This window comes from Shewanella glacialipiscicola, assembly GCF_023283485.1.
Lineage (GTDB): Bacteria > Pseudomonadota > Gammaproteobacteria > Enterobacterales > Shewanellaceae > Shewanella > Shewanella glacialipiscicola.
On record NZ_JAKILU010000006.1, the window covers coordinates 132,165 to 150,290 of the forward strand.

The 18,126-nt window shown below is 46.0% G+C and carries 14 protein-coding genes; 7 read left to right on the forward strand and 7 right to left on the reverse strand.

Translation table 11 applies throughout. The features are described from left to right. The first annotated feature begins 133 nt into the window (after positions 1 to 133). Positions 134 to 937 (forward strand): inositol-1-monophosphatase, encoded by an 804-nt coding sequence (gene suhB / locus L2717_RS07365; protein WP_220773523.1) that lies wholly within the window; start codon positions 134 to 136, stop codon positions 935 to 937. Between the two features lie 269 nt (positions 938 to 1,206). On the opposite strand, the gene lolE is transcribed toward suhB, so the two are convergent. From lolE to L2717_RS07380, 3 genes are all read right to left on the reverse strand, one after another. After that, positions 1,207 to 2,457: a lipoprotein-releasing ABC transporter permease subunit LolE gene (gene lolE, locus L2717_RS07370; RefSeq protein WP_220773524.1), complete on the reverse strand. Its 1,251-nt coding sequence runs from the start codon at positions 2,455 to 2,457 to the stop codon at positions 1,207 to 1,209. Then, positions 2,454 to 3,149, reverse strand: a complete 696-nt coding sequence (gene lolD, locus L2717_RS07375) for a lipoprotein-releasing ABC transporter ATP-binding protein LolD (RefSeq protein WP_107882794.1) — start codon at positions 3,147 to 3,149, stop codon at positions 2,454 to 2,456. The genes lolE and lolD overlap by 4 nt, the downstream gene beginning before the upstream one ends. A 134-nt stretch (positions 3,150 to 3,283) precedes the next feature. After that, a complete protein-coding gene (locus L2717_RS07380; protein WP_220773525.1) occupies positions 3,284 to 4,516 on the reverse strand; it encodes a lipoprotein-releasing ABC transporter permease subunit in 1,233 nt (410 codons plus the stop codon). A gap of 94 nt (positions 4,517 to 4,610) precedes the next feature. Here L2717_RS07380 and L2717_RS07385 point away from each other — a divergent pair, with 94 nt between their 5' ends. The 4 genes from L2717_RS07385 (at position 4,611) to hdhA (ending at position 11,328) form a co-directional block, all read left to right on the forward strand. Beyond that, positions 4,611 to 5,246 (forward strand): hypothetical protein, encoded by a 636-nt coding sequence (locus L2717_RS07385; protein ID WP_220773526.1) that lies wholly within the window; start codon positions 4,611 to 4,613, stop codon positions 5,244 to 5,246. An 88-nt stretch (positions 5,247 to 5,334) separates the two neighbouring features. Then, positions 5,335 to 8,823, forward strand: coding sequence for a transcription-repair coupling factor (mfd, locus tag L2717_RS07390; protein WP_220773528.1), 3,489 nt, complete (start codon positions 5,335 to 5,337; stop codon positions 8,821 to 8,823). After that, positions 8,823 to 9,809, forward strand: coding sequence for a peptidoglycan binding protein CsiV (locus L2717_RS07395; RefSeq protein ID WP_220773527.1), 987 nt, complete (start codon positions 8,823 to 8,825; stop codon positions 9,807 to 9,809). The genes mfd and L2717_RS07395 overlap by 1 nt, the downstream gene beginning before the upstream one ends. 751 nt (positions 9,810 to 10,560) lie before the next feature. Continuing rightward, a complete protein-coding gene (hdhA, locus tag L2717_RS07400; protein ID WP_220774548.1) occupies positions 10,561 to 11,328 on the forward strand; it encodes a 7-alpha-hydroxysteroid dehydrogenase in 768 nt (255 codons plus the stop codon). Positions 11,329 to 11,432: 104 nt separating this feature from the next. On the opposite strand, the gene ycfP is transcribed toward hdhA, so the two are convergent. Both ycfP and nagZ read right to left on the reverse strand, forming a co-directional pair. Continuing rightward, the gene (gene ycfP, locus L2717_RS07405; protein ID WP_220774547.1) at positions 11,433 to 11,972 is read right to left on the reverse strand and encodes an alpha/beta hydrolase YcfP; all 540 of its coding nucleotides are present in this window, start codon (positions 11,970 to 11,972) and stop codon (positions 11,433 to 11,435) included. Positions 11,973 to 12,049: 77 nt separating this feature from the next. Continuing rightward, positions 12,050 to 13,078 (reverse strand): beta-N-acetylhexosaminidase, encoded by a 1,029-nt coding sequence (gene nagZ / locus L2717_RS07410; RefSeq protein ID WP_220774546.1) that lies wholly within the window; start codon positions 13,076 to 13,078, stop codon positions 12,050 to 12,052. Between the two features lie 385 nt (positions 13,079 to 13,463). Here nagZ and L2717_RS07415 point away from each other — a divergent pair, with 385 nt between their 5' ends. Then, positions 13,464 to 14,840, forward strand: a complete 1,377-nt coding sequence (locus L2717_RS07415; protein ID WP_220774545.1) for an L-serine ammonia-lyase — start codon at positions 13,464 to 13,466, stop codon at positions 14,838 to 14,840. Between the two features lie 89 nt (positions 14,841 to 14,929). On the opposite strand, the gene fghA is transcribed toward L2717_RS07415, so the two are convergent. Beyond that, entirely contained in the window at positions 14,930 to 15,787 is an 858-nt protein-coding gene (gene fghA / locus L2717_RS07420) for an S-formylglutathione hydrolase (protein ID WP_220774544.1), read from the reverse strand. A 128-nt stretch (positions 15,788 to 15,915) separates the two neighbouring features. Then, positions 15,916 to 17,055, reverse strand: coding sequence for an S-(hydroxymethyl)glutathione dehydrogenase/class III alcohol dehydrogenase (locus L2717_RS07425; protein ID WP_076500287.1), 1,140 nt, complete (start codon positions 17,053 to 17,055; stop codon positions 15,916 to 15,918). 197 nt (positions 17,056 to 17,252) lie between these two features. Here L2717_RS07425 and L2717_RS07430 point away from each other — a divergent pair, with 197 nt between their 5' ends. After that, entirely contained in the window at positions 17,253 to 18,125 is an 873-nt protein-coding gene (locus tag L2717_RS07430) for a LysR family transcriptional regulator (RefSeq protein WP_220774543.1), read from the forward strand. Position 18,126: the final 1 nt, after the last annotated feature.

An 18,126-nucleotide genomic window follows, 5' to 3' on the forward strand; every position in this document is an offset into this window, starting at 1 on the left:
CATAAAACGTTGGGGACGAATATTATCACAGCCATTGCCGAATGCTTATATGAAAATCGGTATTTGATATAACTATCAAATCGAGTATAATGCCGCCCGCTATTTAACGTTCTTTAACATCCAGGGGATTGCAATGCATCCGATGCTGACGATTGCTGTACGCGCTGCCCGCGCGGCCGGCCAAAATATTATGCGCGCCTATACCGAACTTGATCGTATTGAAGTGAGTTCAAAAGGTATCAACGATTTTGTTACCAGTGTAGACAAGGAAGCAGAAGCGACAATTACTTACCAAATTCGTAAATCTTATCCTGATCACACTATTGTGGGTGAAGAGAAAGGCGAAAACCGTGGTAGTAATAACGACTATGTTTGGATAGTTGACCCTCTGGATGGCACTAACAACTTTGTTAGAGGCATTCCCCACTTCGCGATTTCTATCGCTCTGCAACACAAAGGTAAAACTGAAGTTGCGGTTGTTTACGATCCCGTTCGCGAAGAACTCTTTACCGCAGTCCGTGGTAAAGGCGCAAAACTCAATGATTTCCGTCTGCGTGTGACTAACGTGAATGAACTTACCTCTACCATGATTGGTACAGGCTTTCCATTCAAGGCTCGTCAACACACTGAAACCTATATTGCTATTTTCGGCGAAGTCTTCGGCCAATGTGCAGACTTACGTCGCGCAGGTTCTGCCGCATTAGATTTAGCCTATGTTGCCGCCGGTCGTTTAGATGGTTTCTTCGAAATTGGCTTAAAGCCATGGGACATCGCAGCTGGCGATCTTATTTGCCGAGAAGCTGGCGGTACTGTGACTGATTTTACTGGCAACCATAACTATATGGTTTCTGGCAATATCGTGGCAGGTTCACCTAAAGTGACCACAGAATTAGTTAAAATCATGCGTCCATTATTGAACGAAGGTTTAAAGCGTTAATCTCTATCAACGCTTAACTTTAGATATCGCATAGATACACAGATTAAACACGAAAAAGGCCAGTGGCAGTCTCTTCTAAGAGCGCTCACTGGCCTTTTTGTTTCTATTGTTTTAATGCTAAATCATAACGCTAAATCATTATCTGTGCCGATGATAAGTACATTAGCGCAAATCAGCACTTTGATTACACACTAACGATTACACTCTAAAAGAGTGTGCACTCAATTCTGCACTCGTCCGCGAACAGAGCGAACATTATCTTAAATACGTTATCTACCCGCTAATGCTTGTGCTGGCGCAATTTGACTCGCCTTCCAAGCAGGATAAAGCGTCGCGATTAAACTCATTATAAATGCCATCGCAATGACTAATACCGCATCAGAGCTATGTAACTCTGACGGCAAAAAGTCGACAAAGTACACATCGGCTGATAGTAGTTGAATACCCAATAACCGTTCAATCGTGCTGGCAATCGCACTTAAATTTAGCGCCACGCTAATACCGATAATGCCGCCAAGACCGCAACCAAGCAGACCATTTAAGGCGCCCTGCACCATAAAAATACCCATCACAGCAATACGGCTTAAACCCATCGTCATCAAAATCGCAATCTCGGAGGCTTTATCACGCACCGCCATCACTAAGGTAGACACGATATTAAAGCAGGCCACACCAATCACGAGCACTAACACTAAGTACATTACAGTGCGAACTAACTGAATATCCTGATACAAATGCCCTTGGGTGCGGGTCCAATCACTGATATAAACAGACTGTTTTTGCGCATAACCCAGTTCGCGCACTTTTTCTGGCGCATCAAATACCTTATCAACGCTAATACGTACACCTGTTACGCCGTTCTGCAGATTCAAAATTTGCGCCGCGTACTGCAGTGGAATATAAGCCGTGGTCAGTTCAAGCTCGCCGCCAAGATGATAGGTACCAGACACTACAAAACGATGGCTTTTGGCCGCACGTAAACTGCCTGCAGTTTCTGGATCCATATCCTGCACATACAAAGCCAGCGTATCGCCAATCTCAAGCCCTAATTTAGTCAATAAACTCTGGCCAAGCACAATATTATTGTCATCTTGGCTCAGACTCTGCCAGCTGGTATCGCTCATAAATTGTGACAGGGTTGAAACCTTCATTTCCTCTTTCGGAAAGATCCCCACCACGGCTAAACCTTGAAACCCACCAGGCTTTTGCACTAAACCTTGCATGCGGATAAAGGGCGCCGCGCCGCGAATACCCTCAATCTGTAGCGCGCCTTTAGCCACATCTTGCCAGTTAGTAATGGGCTCATTCACACCAATAATATCCGCCTGCGGTACGACGCCAAGTAATCTTTGCTCTAATTCGCGCTCAAAACCATTCATCGCCGACAGAACTATGATCAATACCGCCACACCTAAAGCGATACCCGCAGTCGATGCGAAGGAAATAAAGCTGATAAAACTGTTGGCTTGGCGAGCGCGATAAAAACGCCAACCAATGGATAAGGCTAACGGGCCGTTCATACTTGGGTTTCCGCCGCTAATTGCAGGAAGCCATTTTTCATCATCAGTTGGCGATCCATACGGGCAGCTAATTTATGATCGTGAGTCACCACCACAAAGGCCGTTCCCAACTGATCGGCCAGCTCACGGATAAGCTCATACACCGCATCGCCACTATTGGCATCTAAGTTACCCGTTGGTTCATCCGCCAACACTAACTTAGGTTTATTAATCAAGGCTCTTGCAATAGCCACTCGTTGACGTTCGCCGCCCGATAACTCGGCAGGAATGTGCGTCAGGCGATGCCCCAGCCCAACGCGCTCCAGTAAGGCTTTAGCATCGGCAAGTGCTTGCTTACGATCTTTCCCTTGAATAAACGCTGGCATTGCTACGTTTTCTAACGCGGTAAATTCAGGTAATAAATGGTGGAACTGATAGATAAAACCTAAATCCTGATTACGGATTTGTGCTTGGCGCGCACTCGATACTTGATATAAATCTTCGCCTAACAGCAACACTTTACCGGCGGTTGGCTCATCCAACGTGCCCATAATATGCAGCAGCGTACTTTTACCTGAGCCTGAGCTACCGACAATTGCCAACTGCTCACCCTTAAAAACTTGCAAATCGACATTGGACAAAACTTGTGTGGTCACGGCGCCATCATGGTAACTCTTACTGACACTCTGCACTTGCAGTAACACGTCTTGCATTAAAGTTCTCTCTTAAACAGGTCTTGGCATCAATTTATTTCATCAAATAAATGCATGTAATCATTCATATATTACCCAATATATCACTTAGGTTAATATCTATAAGTGAATATGACTCATCAACATTTGCGTATTTACTCGTATCTCAGCGCGGTTGCTGGTTGCACATTGGCTGCCCGCAGCGCGGGATATAAAGTGGCTAATAAGGTCACCAACAAGGTGCCTATCACAATCACAAACAACTGCATAAACTCCAGTTTCACTGGCAAGCTCTGCCCTACACCTAAAATTGAAATCCCTAAGGTCGTCATAATCCCATTCAGATTCAAGGTAATGAGTATGCCGACTGCTAGCCCGAGCACTAAACCAAGTACGGCATTGAGCGTGCCTTGCACCACAAAAATGCCCATCACGGCAGGCGTGGTCACACCTTGGGTTTTCAGTACCGCCACATCGGTAGTTTTATCCACCACCATCATCACTAACGCTGAAACAATATTAAAAGCCGCGACTGCCACAATCAGGCTCAGCATGAGCGACATCATATTTTTTTCCATTTTGACCGCGCCAAACAAGTGGCCATAGGTATCGCGCCAGTCACTGGTTGTTGCCTTAACGCCTTGTTTAGCAATAACATCCTGTACTTTAGGCGCTAAAGCTGGCGCGCTAAAGGGATCGACCAAATAGAGCCTTAATTGATCGATGGCATCACTGGGTTGACGCATTAGGCGTTTCGCATCTTGATAATGGATATACGCCACGCCCGCATCGACCTGCGATCCCATTTCAAAAATACCCGATACTAAAAACTTACGTTGGCTCGGCACCGGTCCCAAGGGCGAATACACCACACCATCACCACTCAATAGCCGTATCGTATCACCCGGTGCGACTTTGAGTTGTCTTGCCAGTTCAGCGCCTAAAATCACCTTGTAATCGCCACTTTTTAGCTGTTCAAAAGCACCTGAGTAAGTGTGCTGGGCAACAGAAGATAGTTCTTGTGCTAATTCGGGAAACACACCATAAATTTGTACAGCGCGAATATTCGCTGCCGATTGCACCATGGCCTGAGTCGACACGCTCGGCGTTACGCCTAGTACGCCCGGCAAAGCTTTAAGCGCACTCGCCTGCTCAGTCCAATCGACTAAGGGAACTTCGCTATAAATAGTTAATTGCGGCACGGCCCCTAAGATGCGTTGCTTCAGTTGGCCTTCAAGACCATTCATCACAGAGCTCACAACAATAAGCGCGGCAACACCTAAAAAAATGCCCGAAACGGCAAATAAAGTAATGAACGACGCGAACGCGTTCGCTTTTCTGGCCCGCCAATAGCGGTAACCAATATAGAAAGGAAATCCTGGATTCATTGAAAGAGGGTTACGTCCTGTGTGCTGAACTTGCTAAATCATGAAGATGGGCACGATAATAGGGGTATTGGTCCTATAAATAAAGAGGCAAGACTTGTTCACTGACCCCAATCCGTATTTTAGTGTGCCTCACCACTTCACAGCCTATTTAAGCCAATGGCCTAATTCCCAGCCATTACCCTCAGAAATGACATTAAGATCAATGCAATCCTTGGGTATTCAGCTATTAAGTGAAGTTAAAACGCTCGAGGCTAACTGCCTGCTACAACTGCGTCATTTAGACAACGACGCAAAAGCCGTGGTGGACTTTTTAAAGCTACAATCACGCAAAGTCGATTTAGTACTACAACATGTATTAGAAAAAGAAACCCAAGAGGGTGAAAAATGCATTGGCAGTCAGTTCGGTGGTAGCGGCTTGCGATTATTCACGCCATCAGCCTTGACCATTGGCACCCATTATAAAATCACCCTATTTATTCATGACGAATTAGTGGCTATTTTGTGCTTTGGTAAAGTTGTTGCCACTCAGCCCATCACCGCCGCTCAATCACAGAATAATGAGCATAACATCAACGCTGAGTCTGCTGCCAAGCCCTGTGATGCACAATGGCAAACCGATGTTGAGTTCAGTCAAATTCTCGAAGCCGATGTCGAACAGTTAGTCAAAGCCAGCCTTAATGTACAACAGAAACAGCTCAAATTACGTAAACTCTCCCGAGACGAGCGTTAATAGCCGTTGACTTTTCACTGGCACCTACGCCCTCAAGTCTCTACAATGTCAGCAACTTTTTGTGAATGAATCAGTTTATCGTACGCCAATGACTCACATATCAGCCCTAGCGCCGCCAGCCGTTAAAACTGGCACTCAAATTCAAACCTTGTCCACTGTGGGCGGGGTTTGCCAAGCCGTTACACTCGCCAGTTTAGCGCGTCAACATAAGGGGACGACTCTGGTTGTCACCAGTGATACGCCAAGCGCCTTAACCTTAGAGCTAGAGCTGAGTTATTTACTCAGTAAAACAGGGATTAAGGTCAGATTATTTCCCGACCGAGAAACCCTGCCCTACGACAGCTTTTCGCCCCATCAGGATTTAATTTCCCAACGACTTGAAACACTGGCGCAGCTATCTCAGATTGAGCAAAATATCGTTATCGTTCCGGTTACGACCTTAATGATGCGCCTACCTCCTAAGGCCTATTTAAGTGCCAATGTGTTTGTGCTGAAGAAGGGCGACAACTACAAATTACACGATGTGCGCCAGCATTTAACCGACACGGGCTACCATGCGGTTGAGCAAGTCTATGAACACGGTGAGTTTGCTATTCGCGGTTCGATTCTGGATATCTTCCCCACGGGCATGAATATGCCACTGCGTATCGAGTTATTCGACGAAGAAGTCGAAACTATTCGCCGTTTTGACCCAGAAACCCAACGTTCATTGCAACCGGTCGACTCTATTCGGTTATTACCCGCCAAGGAATTCCCCACCGACAGCGCAGCCATAGAAGGTTTTAGGCAACGATACCGTCGCCGTTTTGAGGTTATCGTTAAAGAACCTGAATCGGTTTATCAGTTAGTCAGCCGCAATTTAATGCCCGCAGGGATTGAAAACTACCTGCCACTATTTTTTGATGACACCGCCACCTTATTTGATTATTTGCCCAAGGACACACAATTAGTCACCTTAGGTGATATTGAAAAGTCGGCGCGCGCGCATTTACAAGAAGTCGAGCATCGCTATCAAGACAGACGCGTTGATCCACTGCGGCCATTACTTGCGCCTAAAGAGCTGTATTTACTCATCGAAGAGTTATTTGCCGCCTTTAAACCGCTGTCACGTTACCAAATGCAAGTGCCTACGGCCGATAGCCCTGTCACAAGCAAAGCGGCGATTATTGCTGCCAGTACCCTGCCCGATATCAGCGCCAACCATAAATTAAAGCAACCACTGCTCGCGCTGCAAGATTATGCCAGTAGCGCCAAGCGCATGTTGTTTAGCGCTGAGTCCGAAGGTCGCCGCGAAGCGCTACTTGAATTGCTCGCTAAAATTCAGTTAAAACCTGCGCTGTTTAACCATTTTGATGAATTTATTCAAAGTGATGCCAAGTTAGGCCTTATCGTGTCGCCGCTATCCCGCGGTTGTTTGCTGCAGATCAGCGCCAAAGAAAGCATCAGTATCATTTGTGAAACTGAGCTATTTGGCCATCGTATTTCTCAGCAACGCCGCCGTGAAAAACAGCGACAAATTAGCAACGATGCCCTGATTAAAAACTTAGCCGAACTCAAAGTCGGCCAGCCCATAGTGCATTTAGAGCACGGCGTGGCGCTATATAAAGGCTTAGTTACCTTAGACACGGGTGGATTAGTAGCTGAATACCTACAACTCGAATATGCCGGTGGCGATAAGCTCTATGTGCCAGTGTCTTCATTACATCTTATCAGCCGCTACAGTGTTGGCGCCGACGAAGACGCCCACTTAAATAAACTCGGCAACGAGACTTGGGCTAAAGCCAAGAAAAAAGCCATTGAAAAAATTCGCGACGTTGCGGCCGAGCTTCTCGATGTCTATGCTCGTCGCCAAGCGCGCCCTGGCGAAAGCTGCGCGATTGACGAAGAAGAATACGCCCAATTCGCTCGCGGTTTCCCCTTTGAAGAAACCGTCGACCAAGAAAGCGCTATTATAGCGGTGTTAGCCGATATGCAATCACCGACCGCAATGGACCGATTAGTCTGCGGCGATGTGGGCTTTGGTAAAACAGAAGTCGCCATGCGCGCCGCATTTGTGGCCGTCAATGCTGGCAAACAAGTGGTGGTGCTGGTTCCGACCACATTGCTTGCACAGCAGCACTATGAAAACTTTAAAGACAGATTTGCCGACTGGCCAGTAGTCACCGAAGTGATGTCACGCTTTCGAACCGCCAAAGAGCAAACTCAAGTGCTACAGCAATTGGAAGAAGGCAAAGTGGATATCGTTATCGGTACCCATAAGTTATTGCAATCTGAGGCCAAGTTTGAAAACTTAGGCCTGTTGATTATCGACGAAGAACATCGATTTGGTGTGCGCCAAAAAGAGAAAATCAAGGCGCTACGTGCTAACGTGGATATCTTAACGCTCACTGCAACGCCCATTCCGCGTACCTTAAACATGGCTATGTCGGGCATGCGCGATTTATCGATTATCGCTACCCCACCCGCCAAACGGTTAGCGGTAAAAACCTTTGTGCGAGAATCAGATCCTGCGACTGTGCGCGAGGCCATTTTGCGGGAGATTCTCCGTGGCGGCCAAGTGTATTACCTGCACAATAATGTTGAAAGTATCGAAGCATGTGCCCAAGGCATTATCGATTTACTGCCCGAAGCGCGAGTCGTCGTCGCCCACGGTCAAATGCGTGAGCGCGATCTTGAACGGGTGATGTCCGACTTTTATCATCAAAGATTCAACGTATTAGTTTGTACCACTATTATCGAAACTGGTATCGACGTCCCGAGTGCCAACACCATTATTATTGAACGCGCCGATATGTTCGGTCTGGCGCAGTTGCATCAATTACGTGGCCGCGTCGGGCGCTCGCACCACCAAGCCTATGCTTATTTGATGACGCCGCACCCAAAACGTATCACGCCAGATGCACGTAAACGTTTAGAAGCGATTGGTGCACTTGAAGATCTTGGCGCAGGTTTTATGCTGGCGACCCAAGATTTAGAGATCCGCGGCGCAGGTGAACTCTTAGGTGATGAACAAAGTGGCCATATTTCTAAAATTGGCTTTAGCTTGTACATGGAAATGCTCGAAGCGGCAGTCAAGGCCTTAAAACAAGGTAAAGAGCCATCGCTAGCGCAAATGCTGAATCAGCAATGCGAGATTGAACTGCGTATCCCCGCCCTATTACCCGAAGCCTATGTAAGCGATGTTAATATTCGCCTATCGCTTTATAAGCGTATTGCGGGTTGCGAAACACAGGCGGCGCTAGATGAGTTAAAAGTTGAATTAATTGACCGTTTTGGCTTATTGCCGGAACCTACACGCAACTTAATGGAAATGACCCTCTACAAACATGAGGCGACTCGCTTAGGGGCCACTAAAATCGAAGTGCACAGCAAAGGCGGTAGCATCGAATTTAGTGATGATCATGTCATCGACCCGATGTTTATTATTGGATTACTCCAAAGCCAGCCACAAATCTATCGAATGGAAGGACCGAATAAGTTAAAGTTCAGCTTTGCGGCCGAAACCAGTAAAGACCGCCTCGCTTTAGTGAAACTTTTGCTTGAACAATTATCACAACATCGTCTTGGAGATAAATAGTGTTACGTAAACTCGCGGTCTCTATCGCTACACTCATTGCGCTATCACACACTCAAGTCGCCCAAGCACAAGCTTGGTTTGAGGTTGAGGTCTATGTGTTTGAACGCCAAAGTCAGTCAACTGAACAATGGCCCAATGCGCCTCTCAAGACTAAAACCGACAACGCAATAGATTTAATTTCACCCGTCGTCGCACAAGCGGTCACGCCGAGCACAAGCGCATCGACACCTTGCACTTTGGTATTTGACGCCGATGCGAACAGCCACTGCGCTGAAACCTTAAACGGCGCGACAGATAATGCGCGCGCCACTGTGCAATATCGCTATCCGTCAATCATTCCGTCAGAAATCAGTAGCCCAGAGCCACGTTATACTAGTGCCAACGGTAATCCAGTATTACTCACACGTAGCCAAGGCCAATTTGCCAGCATTATTAGCAGCATATCTCGTGAGCGAGGCACACGCAGTTTACTACACATGACTTGGCAACAACCTATGAGCGGTAAAAGCGGTTCAACACCAATACGATTATTTGCCGGTAAAGACTTTTCCAACACTTACCACTTTGATGGCCGAAAAATAGTTAAACAAAATCAGAGCGCGTCAACGCTCAGTACTGGAGGAATACCATTGTCTTCATCTGTGGTATCACCGGTATGGGAATTAGATGGCACACTAAATATCTACTTAAGCCATTATTTATATATTGAAACTGCGTTGAATTTACGCAAAGAAGGCCGAAAACTCATGCCCGTCGTGCCAAGTGATGGAGCAGATACCAGCGTAGCACTCACAACGCCCAAAGTGATGACGCCGTTTTTAATGTCGATTCCTTTAGAGCAAAATCGCCGCGTGAAGAGTGAAGAAATCCATTATTTAGATCATCCCGAAATGGGCATGGTGATCCAAGTGCGTAAAATGGCGCAGCCCAGTGCCCAGCAACAACCTCAAAATACCGAATCTATCCAAACGGTTGGGCAATACTGAACGAGTAAATACCAGCAAAAACCAAGTTAAAACACTGTTTTTATTCTGAAAACTCATGATAAAAACAGTGCGGTTAACTTAAGACGGTACGATCGATAAGTCGAGAAGATAAATATCATCAGTTTCGCCTTCTTGTACCGTCACGATTAATGTCTCTAAATAGGGCAAACGCCTCACCACCAATAGTGCATTAAGTGATTAACCGCAATATCGCCACTCCGCACCATCCATACTGTTTTCGAAACCTTGCCTTGGATTAAACTAAAAATATTAAACTAATCGAATTATATCCATCGTATTAAAAATGAATGCAAAGATCAGTGTTAATCGAGGGGCTTGTAGTAGAGGTGATTAAATTAGCAGTAAAAAAACAGCTAACTAGACTGCTGTTAGCTGTGTCGGGCGACATACGCAAAGGGATATCCATTCAATAGATAAATAGATTGAACAAGCTGTATTACTTTGTTACAAGTTGTTCAGATACGCAACTCTACACAAAAGATAATTATTTTCAAGTTTTTGAAAAATAAACGATTCATTTAAATCAATATCATACTTTTTACTGAAAATTGCCCTATTACCTTTCTATAGTGTTCGTCATGCCGCACTCTGTATACTCAAGAGACGCCACAATATTTCTCTTAAGCTTAGATTGGCAACACGCCCAATCACCTGTTAATAAATGGTCACCAAACTCATCAATTTAGTACTTAACCATTTTGATTTGGCTTCATCCTCTAAGGAGATAAACATGTATAACCCTAAAGACTTTACACTCAATGGAAACGTTGCCGTCATTACGGGCGCCGGCGCTGGCATTGGCCGCGCGATAGCAGAAACCTTTGCAGCAGCGGGCGCTGCCGTTATGGTCAGCGATCTAAAACAAGAGACGGCAAATGTCGTAGCGCAAGCCATTATTGCAAAAGGAGGTAAAGCGGTTGCAATTGACTGTGATATCACTCAGGAAGATGATCTCACTCGCCTCGTGGCACAAACCATTAGCGAGTTTGGTAAGCTTACTATTTTAGTGAGTAATGCCGGTGGCGGTGGGCCAAAGCCATTTGATATGCCAATGGCCGATTTCCGTCGTGCATTTGATTTGAATGTGTTTTCTTTGTTCCGCCTCGCTCAAATTGCCGCACCAGCAATGGAAAAAGCGGGCGGAGGATCCATCTTAGGGATTACCTCAATGGCAGGAGAAAATAAAAATGAACATATGGCCTCCTACGCATCGTCCAAAGCTGCGACCAACCATTTAATCCGCAATATTGCCTTTGATCTTGGCCACAAAAATATTCGCGTGAACGGCATCGCCCCCGGTGCTACCCGCACGGCCGCATTAGAATCGGTACTCACCGCTGAAATTGAACAACATATGCTAAAGAAAACCCCAATCCACCGATTAGGTGAGCCGCAAGATATGGCCAATGCGGCCTTATTTTTATCTTCTCCAGCAGCAAGTTGGATCAGTGGTCAAATACTTACCGTGTCAGGTGGCGGCGTACAGGAACTGGAATAAATAACCCGAAGGCATTGCTGGAGAGTTGTTGAAGGGAGTTATTGAAGGGAGTTATTGGGTTTCGCACGTGGCGAGCGAAACCCAATACATTACAAAAACTATTATTATGCGGTTTTAAATTGGCTAATTTTGGGTAAGTGCGCAGCTAATTGTGAGAACTTATGCGGCTGAACAGTATCCCACTCAATCGAATAATAGGGACTCAATTCATTTGCAGACAGAGTGTTATCGGTGACCTCATCGTGCATCGACAAAATGCACATGGCTTGATGACGGTTTTTCAATCTAAACCCAGACACACATTTACTCGCAATATCAGTATATTCCTCAGGGCGATCGATACAGCCTTGCATGGTAATTTCTGGATGCAAATTAGGGTTGATCAACACCGATTTTAGCCCCGTTAAAAAACCAATGCGCTCAGCCCAATAGGCACCTAACCCCACTCCGACCATTAAAGGGGCTGGATCATCGCTATGTTTCATTTGCTTGGCCACTTCCTTAAGCAAATGCTGCATATCGTTCTTTGGATGCAAAGTACTGTAACTGACCAAACGTACATCAGAGTCAATAAACTGCAACTGACGCATTTTTTCGTGATTACCTGGGCTCGTTGCATCAAATCCATGAAGATAGAAAATCATATCAGGCCTTTTAATCGTTTTTAATAACGTGAATTGACTAACCCTAGCAAAAGAATGATCTCATACCTTGCGCTACATCAAACTTTTACTTGTTGAGCTAAACAAATTTGCTCCGCAAGTTGTTTGGCATTTTCCCAGCGAGCCGTATTAGCCAGTGCCGCTGCAGTTTGTGCGGTATTAGGTTTGAGCAATCTTGCAGGATATTGCGGCGCGTTTGCAGGCCAGCTAAAGCCATCCAGAAGCGACATTACGCCAGCATTATCATTACACACCAAAATCATATCGCAGCCTGCAGCTAAGGCGGCGCTGGCCCTTGCACGGTAATCGCCGGCAAACCCAGCACCTTGCATGCCTAAATCATCGGAGAAAATCACCCCGTTAAACCCGAGCTCTTTACGCAGCACTTGTTTTAACCAGTATTGCGAAAAACCCGCAGAGTTTGGGTCGACCTTAGGGTAAACCACATGTGCTGGCATAACGCCTAATAATTTATCTTTTGCGATCAGCTCTTTAAACGGCAAAATATCTTTTGCAAAAATAGCATCGGCATCACGCTCATCAATAGGTTTCTCGTAGTGAGAATCCGCCACTACACTGCCGTGTCCAGGGAAATGTTTACCCACTGCGCCCATTCCCGCAGCCGCCATTCCTTCAATAAAGCTTTCTGCCAGGGCAATCACCTCGGCAGGCTCTGGGCTAAAGCTGCGTTTGCCTATCACTTGGCTAACGCCGTTTAAGTCTAATACTGGCGCAAAACTTAAGTCGATATCACAGGCCAATAATTCAATCGCCATTAAAAAGCCGAGTTCACAGACCCAACGTTTTGCCAGTACCATATCGCCCTTCGCCGCGGGTAAAATGTCACCCATGGTAGGAATGAGGGTAAAGCCATCGCGAAAACGTTGCACACGGCCCCCCTCGTGATCGACCGCTATCAGTATCTCAGGACGAATTTGACGTATCTGTTGTACGAGGCGACACAGTTGATCGCGGCTCGAAAAATTACGAGAAAATAAAATTAAACCGCCAACCTGTGGATGACGTAACATCTCAGATTCTGCTTCACTTACGTCCAATGCGAGTAGATCTAACATTAAATAACTCATATTTTTCCCTAATAATATTCATTTATACTCAAAAAATAGCCACTCACGTTATAAGTAGTCTACGCTCACAAAAAAGCTCAAAAAAGCGAAGCACCTACCCTTGTAGCGCCTTAAAAACCGGTATTCTCACTCAAAAATAGCTCGGGAATACGTTCCCAGTTAAGTTCAGCTTATGCGAACTATAACGAATTAAAAAAACTAATGTGAATTGTCACACTGATCTATGGGATACTGATAGTAGAGTATTACACAGGCACATCTTGCATGAAAGAGTGCCTCAATAGACCAGAGTGTTTGCAGAAGATTAACCCGCTTCAATTTATAGCGCGAGCAATCCCATACACTCAAACTAAAATAATCATCAAGACACAACAGGACTTCTATCATGATTAGCGTATTTGACATGTTCAAGATTGGCATCGGTCCATCGAGCTCACACACTGTTGGCCCAATGAAAGCGGGCAAAATTTTTATGCAGCGTCTTACAGACTCAGGTCTGGATAGCCAAGTTGACGAATTAAGAGCTGAACTGTTTGGCTCTCTTGGCCAAACGGGTAAAGGCCACGGCACAGGTAAAGCCGTTATTTTAGGATTAATGGGCGAAGATCCTGAATTTGTCGATACCGAAAGCATTGATGGCATTTTAGACAGTGCATCAAAAAATGAAACGCTAACACTCAGTGGCGGTAAAATCGTTAAATTTACCCGTGAACATGGCATTATCTATCACAGACGTAAATCGCTGCCCGCACATGCCAACGCCATGACCCTATACGCTTATAGCCAAGGTGAATGTGTTTACGAACGAACTTATTATTCTGTCGGTGGCGGATTTATCTTAGACGAAGATGAAATTAGCCAACGCAATGCTTCACCTGCATCACCGATTCAAGCTGCGCCGTTTGAGTTTGATAGTGCAGCGCAACTGCTCGAACTGTGTGGCCAACAAGGCCTCAGCATTTCATCTTTGATGATGGCAAACGAGCAGAGCTTAGCCAGCGAAGACGAAGTGAAAGCCAAGCTGTGGAATATTTGGCAAACCATGAAAACCTGCATCGAACGCGGTTATCAAAAAGAAGGTATTTTACCTGGTGGCTTAAAGCTGCGTCGCCGCGCCCCTGCACTTTATCGTCGTTTAAAAGCCGAAGGCCGTAACAATGTTGACCCGTTAACGGCAATGGATTGGGTGGATTTATTTGCTCTTTCTGTTAACGAGCAGAATGCAGCCGGTGATCGCGTCGTGACAGCACCAACAAACGGTGCAGCGGGAATTATTCCAGCCGTATTATGTTATTACGATACTTTTGTACAAGCAGTAGATATCGATGTGTGTGCACGTTATCTATTAACAGCCGCTGCGATTGGTATTTTGTACAAGAAAAACGCTTCTATTTCGGGCGCTGAAGTGGGTTGCCAAGGTGAAGTCGGCGTGGCCTGTTCAATGGCCGCTGGCGCACTGACAGAAATCATGGGCGGCACGGTTGAGCACGTTGAAAACGCAGCAGAAATTGGTATGGAACATAACTTAGGTTTAACCTGTGATCCCGTTGGCGGCCTAGTGCAAGTGCCTTGTATTGAGCGTAATGCTATGGGCGCAATTAAAGCGATCAACGCCTCTCGTTTAGCGTTACGCGGCGATGGTCATCATAAGGTTTCACTGGATAAAGTGATCAAAACGATGATGGAAACCGGTAGAGATATGCGCAGCAAGTACAAAGAAACCGCTAAAGGCGGCTTAGCGGTCAACATTGTTGAGTGTTAATATCATCTCGCTAATCGCTTAAATCGCACCATAAAAAATGCCGCAACTAATAAAGTCGCGGCATTTTTGTTTTCACTCATAGATACCGACTATGTAACACCGATTTCCGGCTTAAAGTACAAGCTATGGAATTTAAGATGTTCCTCAATAAAGCTCGCAATAAAGTAATAGCTGTGATCGTAGCCCGCCTGCATCCGTACATCTAAGGGGTAGCCCTTAGCTTGCGCGATATCCACCAAGGACTGTGGCATCAATTGGGTGTCTAAAAAGCTGTCGGCTTCACCTTGGTCAACCAATACCGGCACTTCGCTAATGGCGAGTTTAAGCAATTCACAGGCATCGTACTGACGCCAATGCTCGCGATTTTCACCTAAATACTCACTGAAGGCTTTAATGCCCCAAGGTGCATTACTCGGGTTCGAAATCGGACTAAAAGCCGAAATTGAGCTATATCGGTGCGGGTTACTGAGCCCAATCACCAAAGCACCGTGGCCACCCATAGAATGACCCGATATCGCTCGCTGTGTCGTCACGGGAAAATGTGCTTCAATCAAAGCAGGCAACTCGTGGACGATGTAATCATACATTTTGTAATGATGATTCCACGGCGCTTTTGTCGCATTGAGGTAAAAACCCGCGCCTAGGCCTAAATCGTAAGCTTTATCGGTTGCATCAGGCACATCGTCCCCGCGAGGACTGGTATCGGGGGCCACAATTGCCATCCCAAGCTCAGCCGCCATGCGCTGAGCACCCGCTTTTTGCATAAAGTTTTCATCGGTGCAGGTTAGGCCTGAAAGCCAATACAACACAGGCACAGGTTTATTCACCGCTTCTGGAGGCAGATAAATGGCAAAACGCATTTCACAATTTAGCGACTGAGATTGATGGCGATATTGCTTATGCCAACCGCCGAAACTCTTATTACAACTGATATTTTCTATGGTCATACAAGTCCTTTTAAACTCAACGTCATAAAGTTTATCGCCTCTTTAGATGGCTGAACAACAGACAGATTTGACTCTATCTGTCCGTTTAATACATCAATCTGAAGCGTCAGTTTAAAGTGTAAAACCGCTTATTTATCAAAATGGATCACGCTGCGGATACTCTTACCTTCGTGCATCAGCTCAAACGCTTCATTGATTTGCTCTAGTCCCATTGTATGGGTAATAAAGTCATCGAGCTTAAACTCACCGGCTAAGTAACGCTCAACAATGTGTGGTAACTCTGAACGCCCTTTCACGCCACCAAAGGCGGAGCCGCGCCATACTCGACCGGTTACCAGCTGGAATGGACGGGTTGAAATCTCTTGACCTGCACCCGCAACACCGATGATCACAGACTCGCCCCAGCCCTTGTGGCAACACTCTAAAGCGCTGCGCATCACGTTGACGTTGCCGATACACTCAAAGGAGTAATCCACACCGCCATCGGTCATCTCAACAATGACATCTTGGATAGGCTTATCGAATAATTTAGGGTTGATACAATCGGTCGCACCAAGTTTTTTAGCCAACTCGAACTTAGACTCGTTGATATCGATGGCAATAATGCGGCTGGCTTTGGCCATAGTGGCGCCAATAATGGCCGATAAACCGATACCGCCAAGACCGAAAATAGCGACGGTAGCGCCTTCTTCTACTTTAGCCGTGTTCATCACAGCGCCCATACCAGTCGTCACGCCACAACCCAGCAGACAAATTTCTTCTAATGGCGCACTTTTATTGACTTTAGCCAATGAAATTTCAGGTAAAACAGTATATTCAGAGAAGGTTGAGCAGCCCATATAATGGAAAATAGGCTTGCCATCAAGGTAAAAACGCGTAGTGCCATCGGGCATTAAACCTTTGCCTTGGGTCGCACGAATCTTTTGACACAGGTTAGTTTTACCCGATAAACAAAACTTACACTCGCCGCACTCAGGCGTATAAAGAGGGATCACATGGTCGCCCACTTGCACGCTCGTCACGCCCTCACCCACTTGCTCAACAATACCGCCACCTTCATGGCCTAAAATGGCAGGAAATACCCCTTCTGGATCGTCACCGCTCAGGGTAAACGCGTCCGTATGACACACGCCAGTAGCCACAATGCGTACTAACACTTCGCCCGCTTTGGGTAACATCACATCCACTTCTTCAATTTTAAGTGGTTGTCCTGGTCCCCAAGCAACGGCGGCCTTTGACTTAATAAACTGCGGTTTTTCGTTCGACATGGTTACCGTCCTTCAGAGGTTATTTGAGTAAGTTACATTAACAATAAATGAATAAGTAGATGAGTAAATGATAGCTGTCATCCGTTTCAATCTGCTCCCAACATATCATAGGGACCATTGAATAATGATGATTGTATTTGTTTCTCAGCAAGAGACAATCTACTATTTAAGCAATTTATTTTTACTGAGTAACAACAATGTACTTATGGGATGGCATTTCTGAGTTTGTCGCAGTGGCCGAGGCAGAAAGCTTCACCCTCGCAGCCCAGCGGCTTAATATTTCCACCGCCCACGTTAGCCGCCAAATCAGTGCGTTAGAAAATCGTCTCGGCACAAAACTGTTTTACCGCACCACACGCAAAGTGTCGCTAACCGAAGAAGGCACGATTTATTATCGCCATTGCCGTCAGTTACAAACTGGGCTTGAAGAAGCCGAGCGCGCTATTTCTAATTTAAAAGATTCACCCCAAGGCTTAGTTAAACTCACCGCGCCCGTGGCCTACGGCGAGAAATTCATCATGCCGTTACTTAATGATTTTATGGTGCAATATCCCAGCGTTGAGTTTAATGTCGACTTAACTAACCGCACCTTAGACTTGGTTGAAGGCGGTTACGATTTGGCTATTCGCCTTGGAAAACTTGCCGATTCTAGCTTGATGGCAAAACCACTCAGCAGCCGCACGCATTATGTGGCCGCCTCACCGAGTTACGTGGAAAAGTACGGCCAACCGCATACGTTATCTGAACTCAATCAACATAATTGCCTGATCGGGAATCATAATTACTGGCGCTTTGTCGAAAATGGCCGTGAGCGCAATATAAAAGTGCGCGGTGGTCTGAGTTGTAACAGCGGTTACGCACTAAGAGATGCGGCGCTAAAGGGCATAGGAATTGTGCAATTACCTGATTACTATATTGAACAAGACATACAAGCTGGGCATTTACTTTCCTTGCTTGACGGTCACCGCGAAGCTAAAGAAGGCATTTGGGCACTTTATCCCCAAAACCGTCATCTGTCGGCCAAGATCCGCGTATTAGTGGATTATCTTGCCGAAAAACTGATTGAATAGG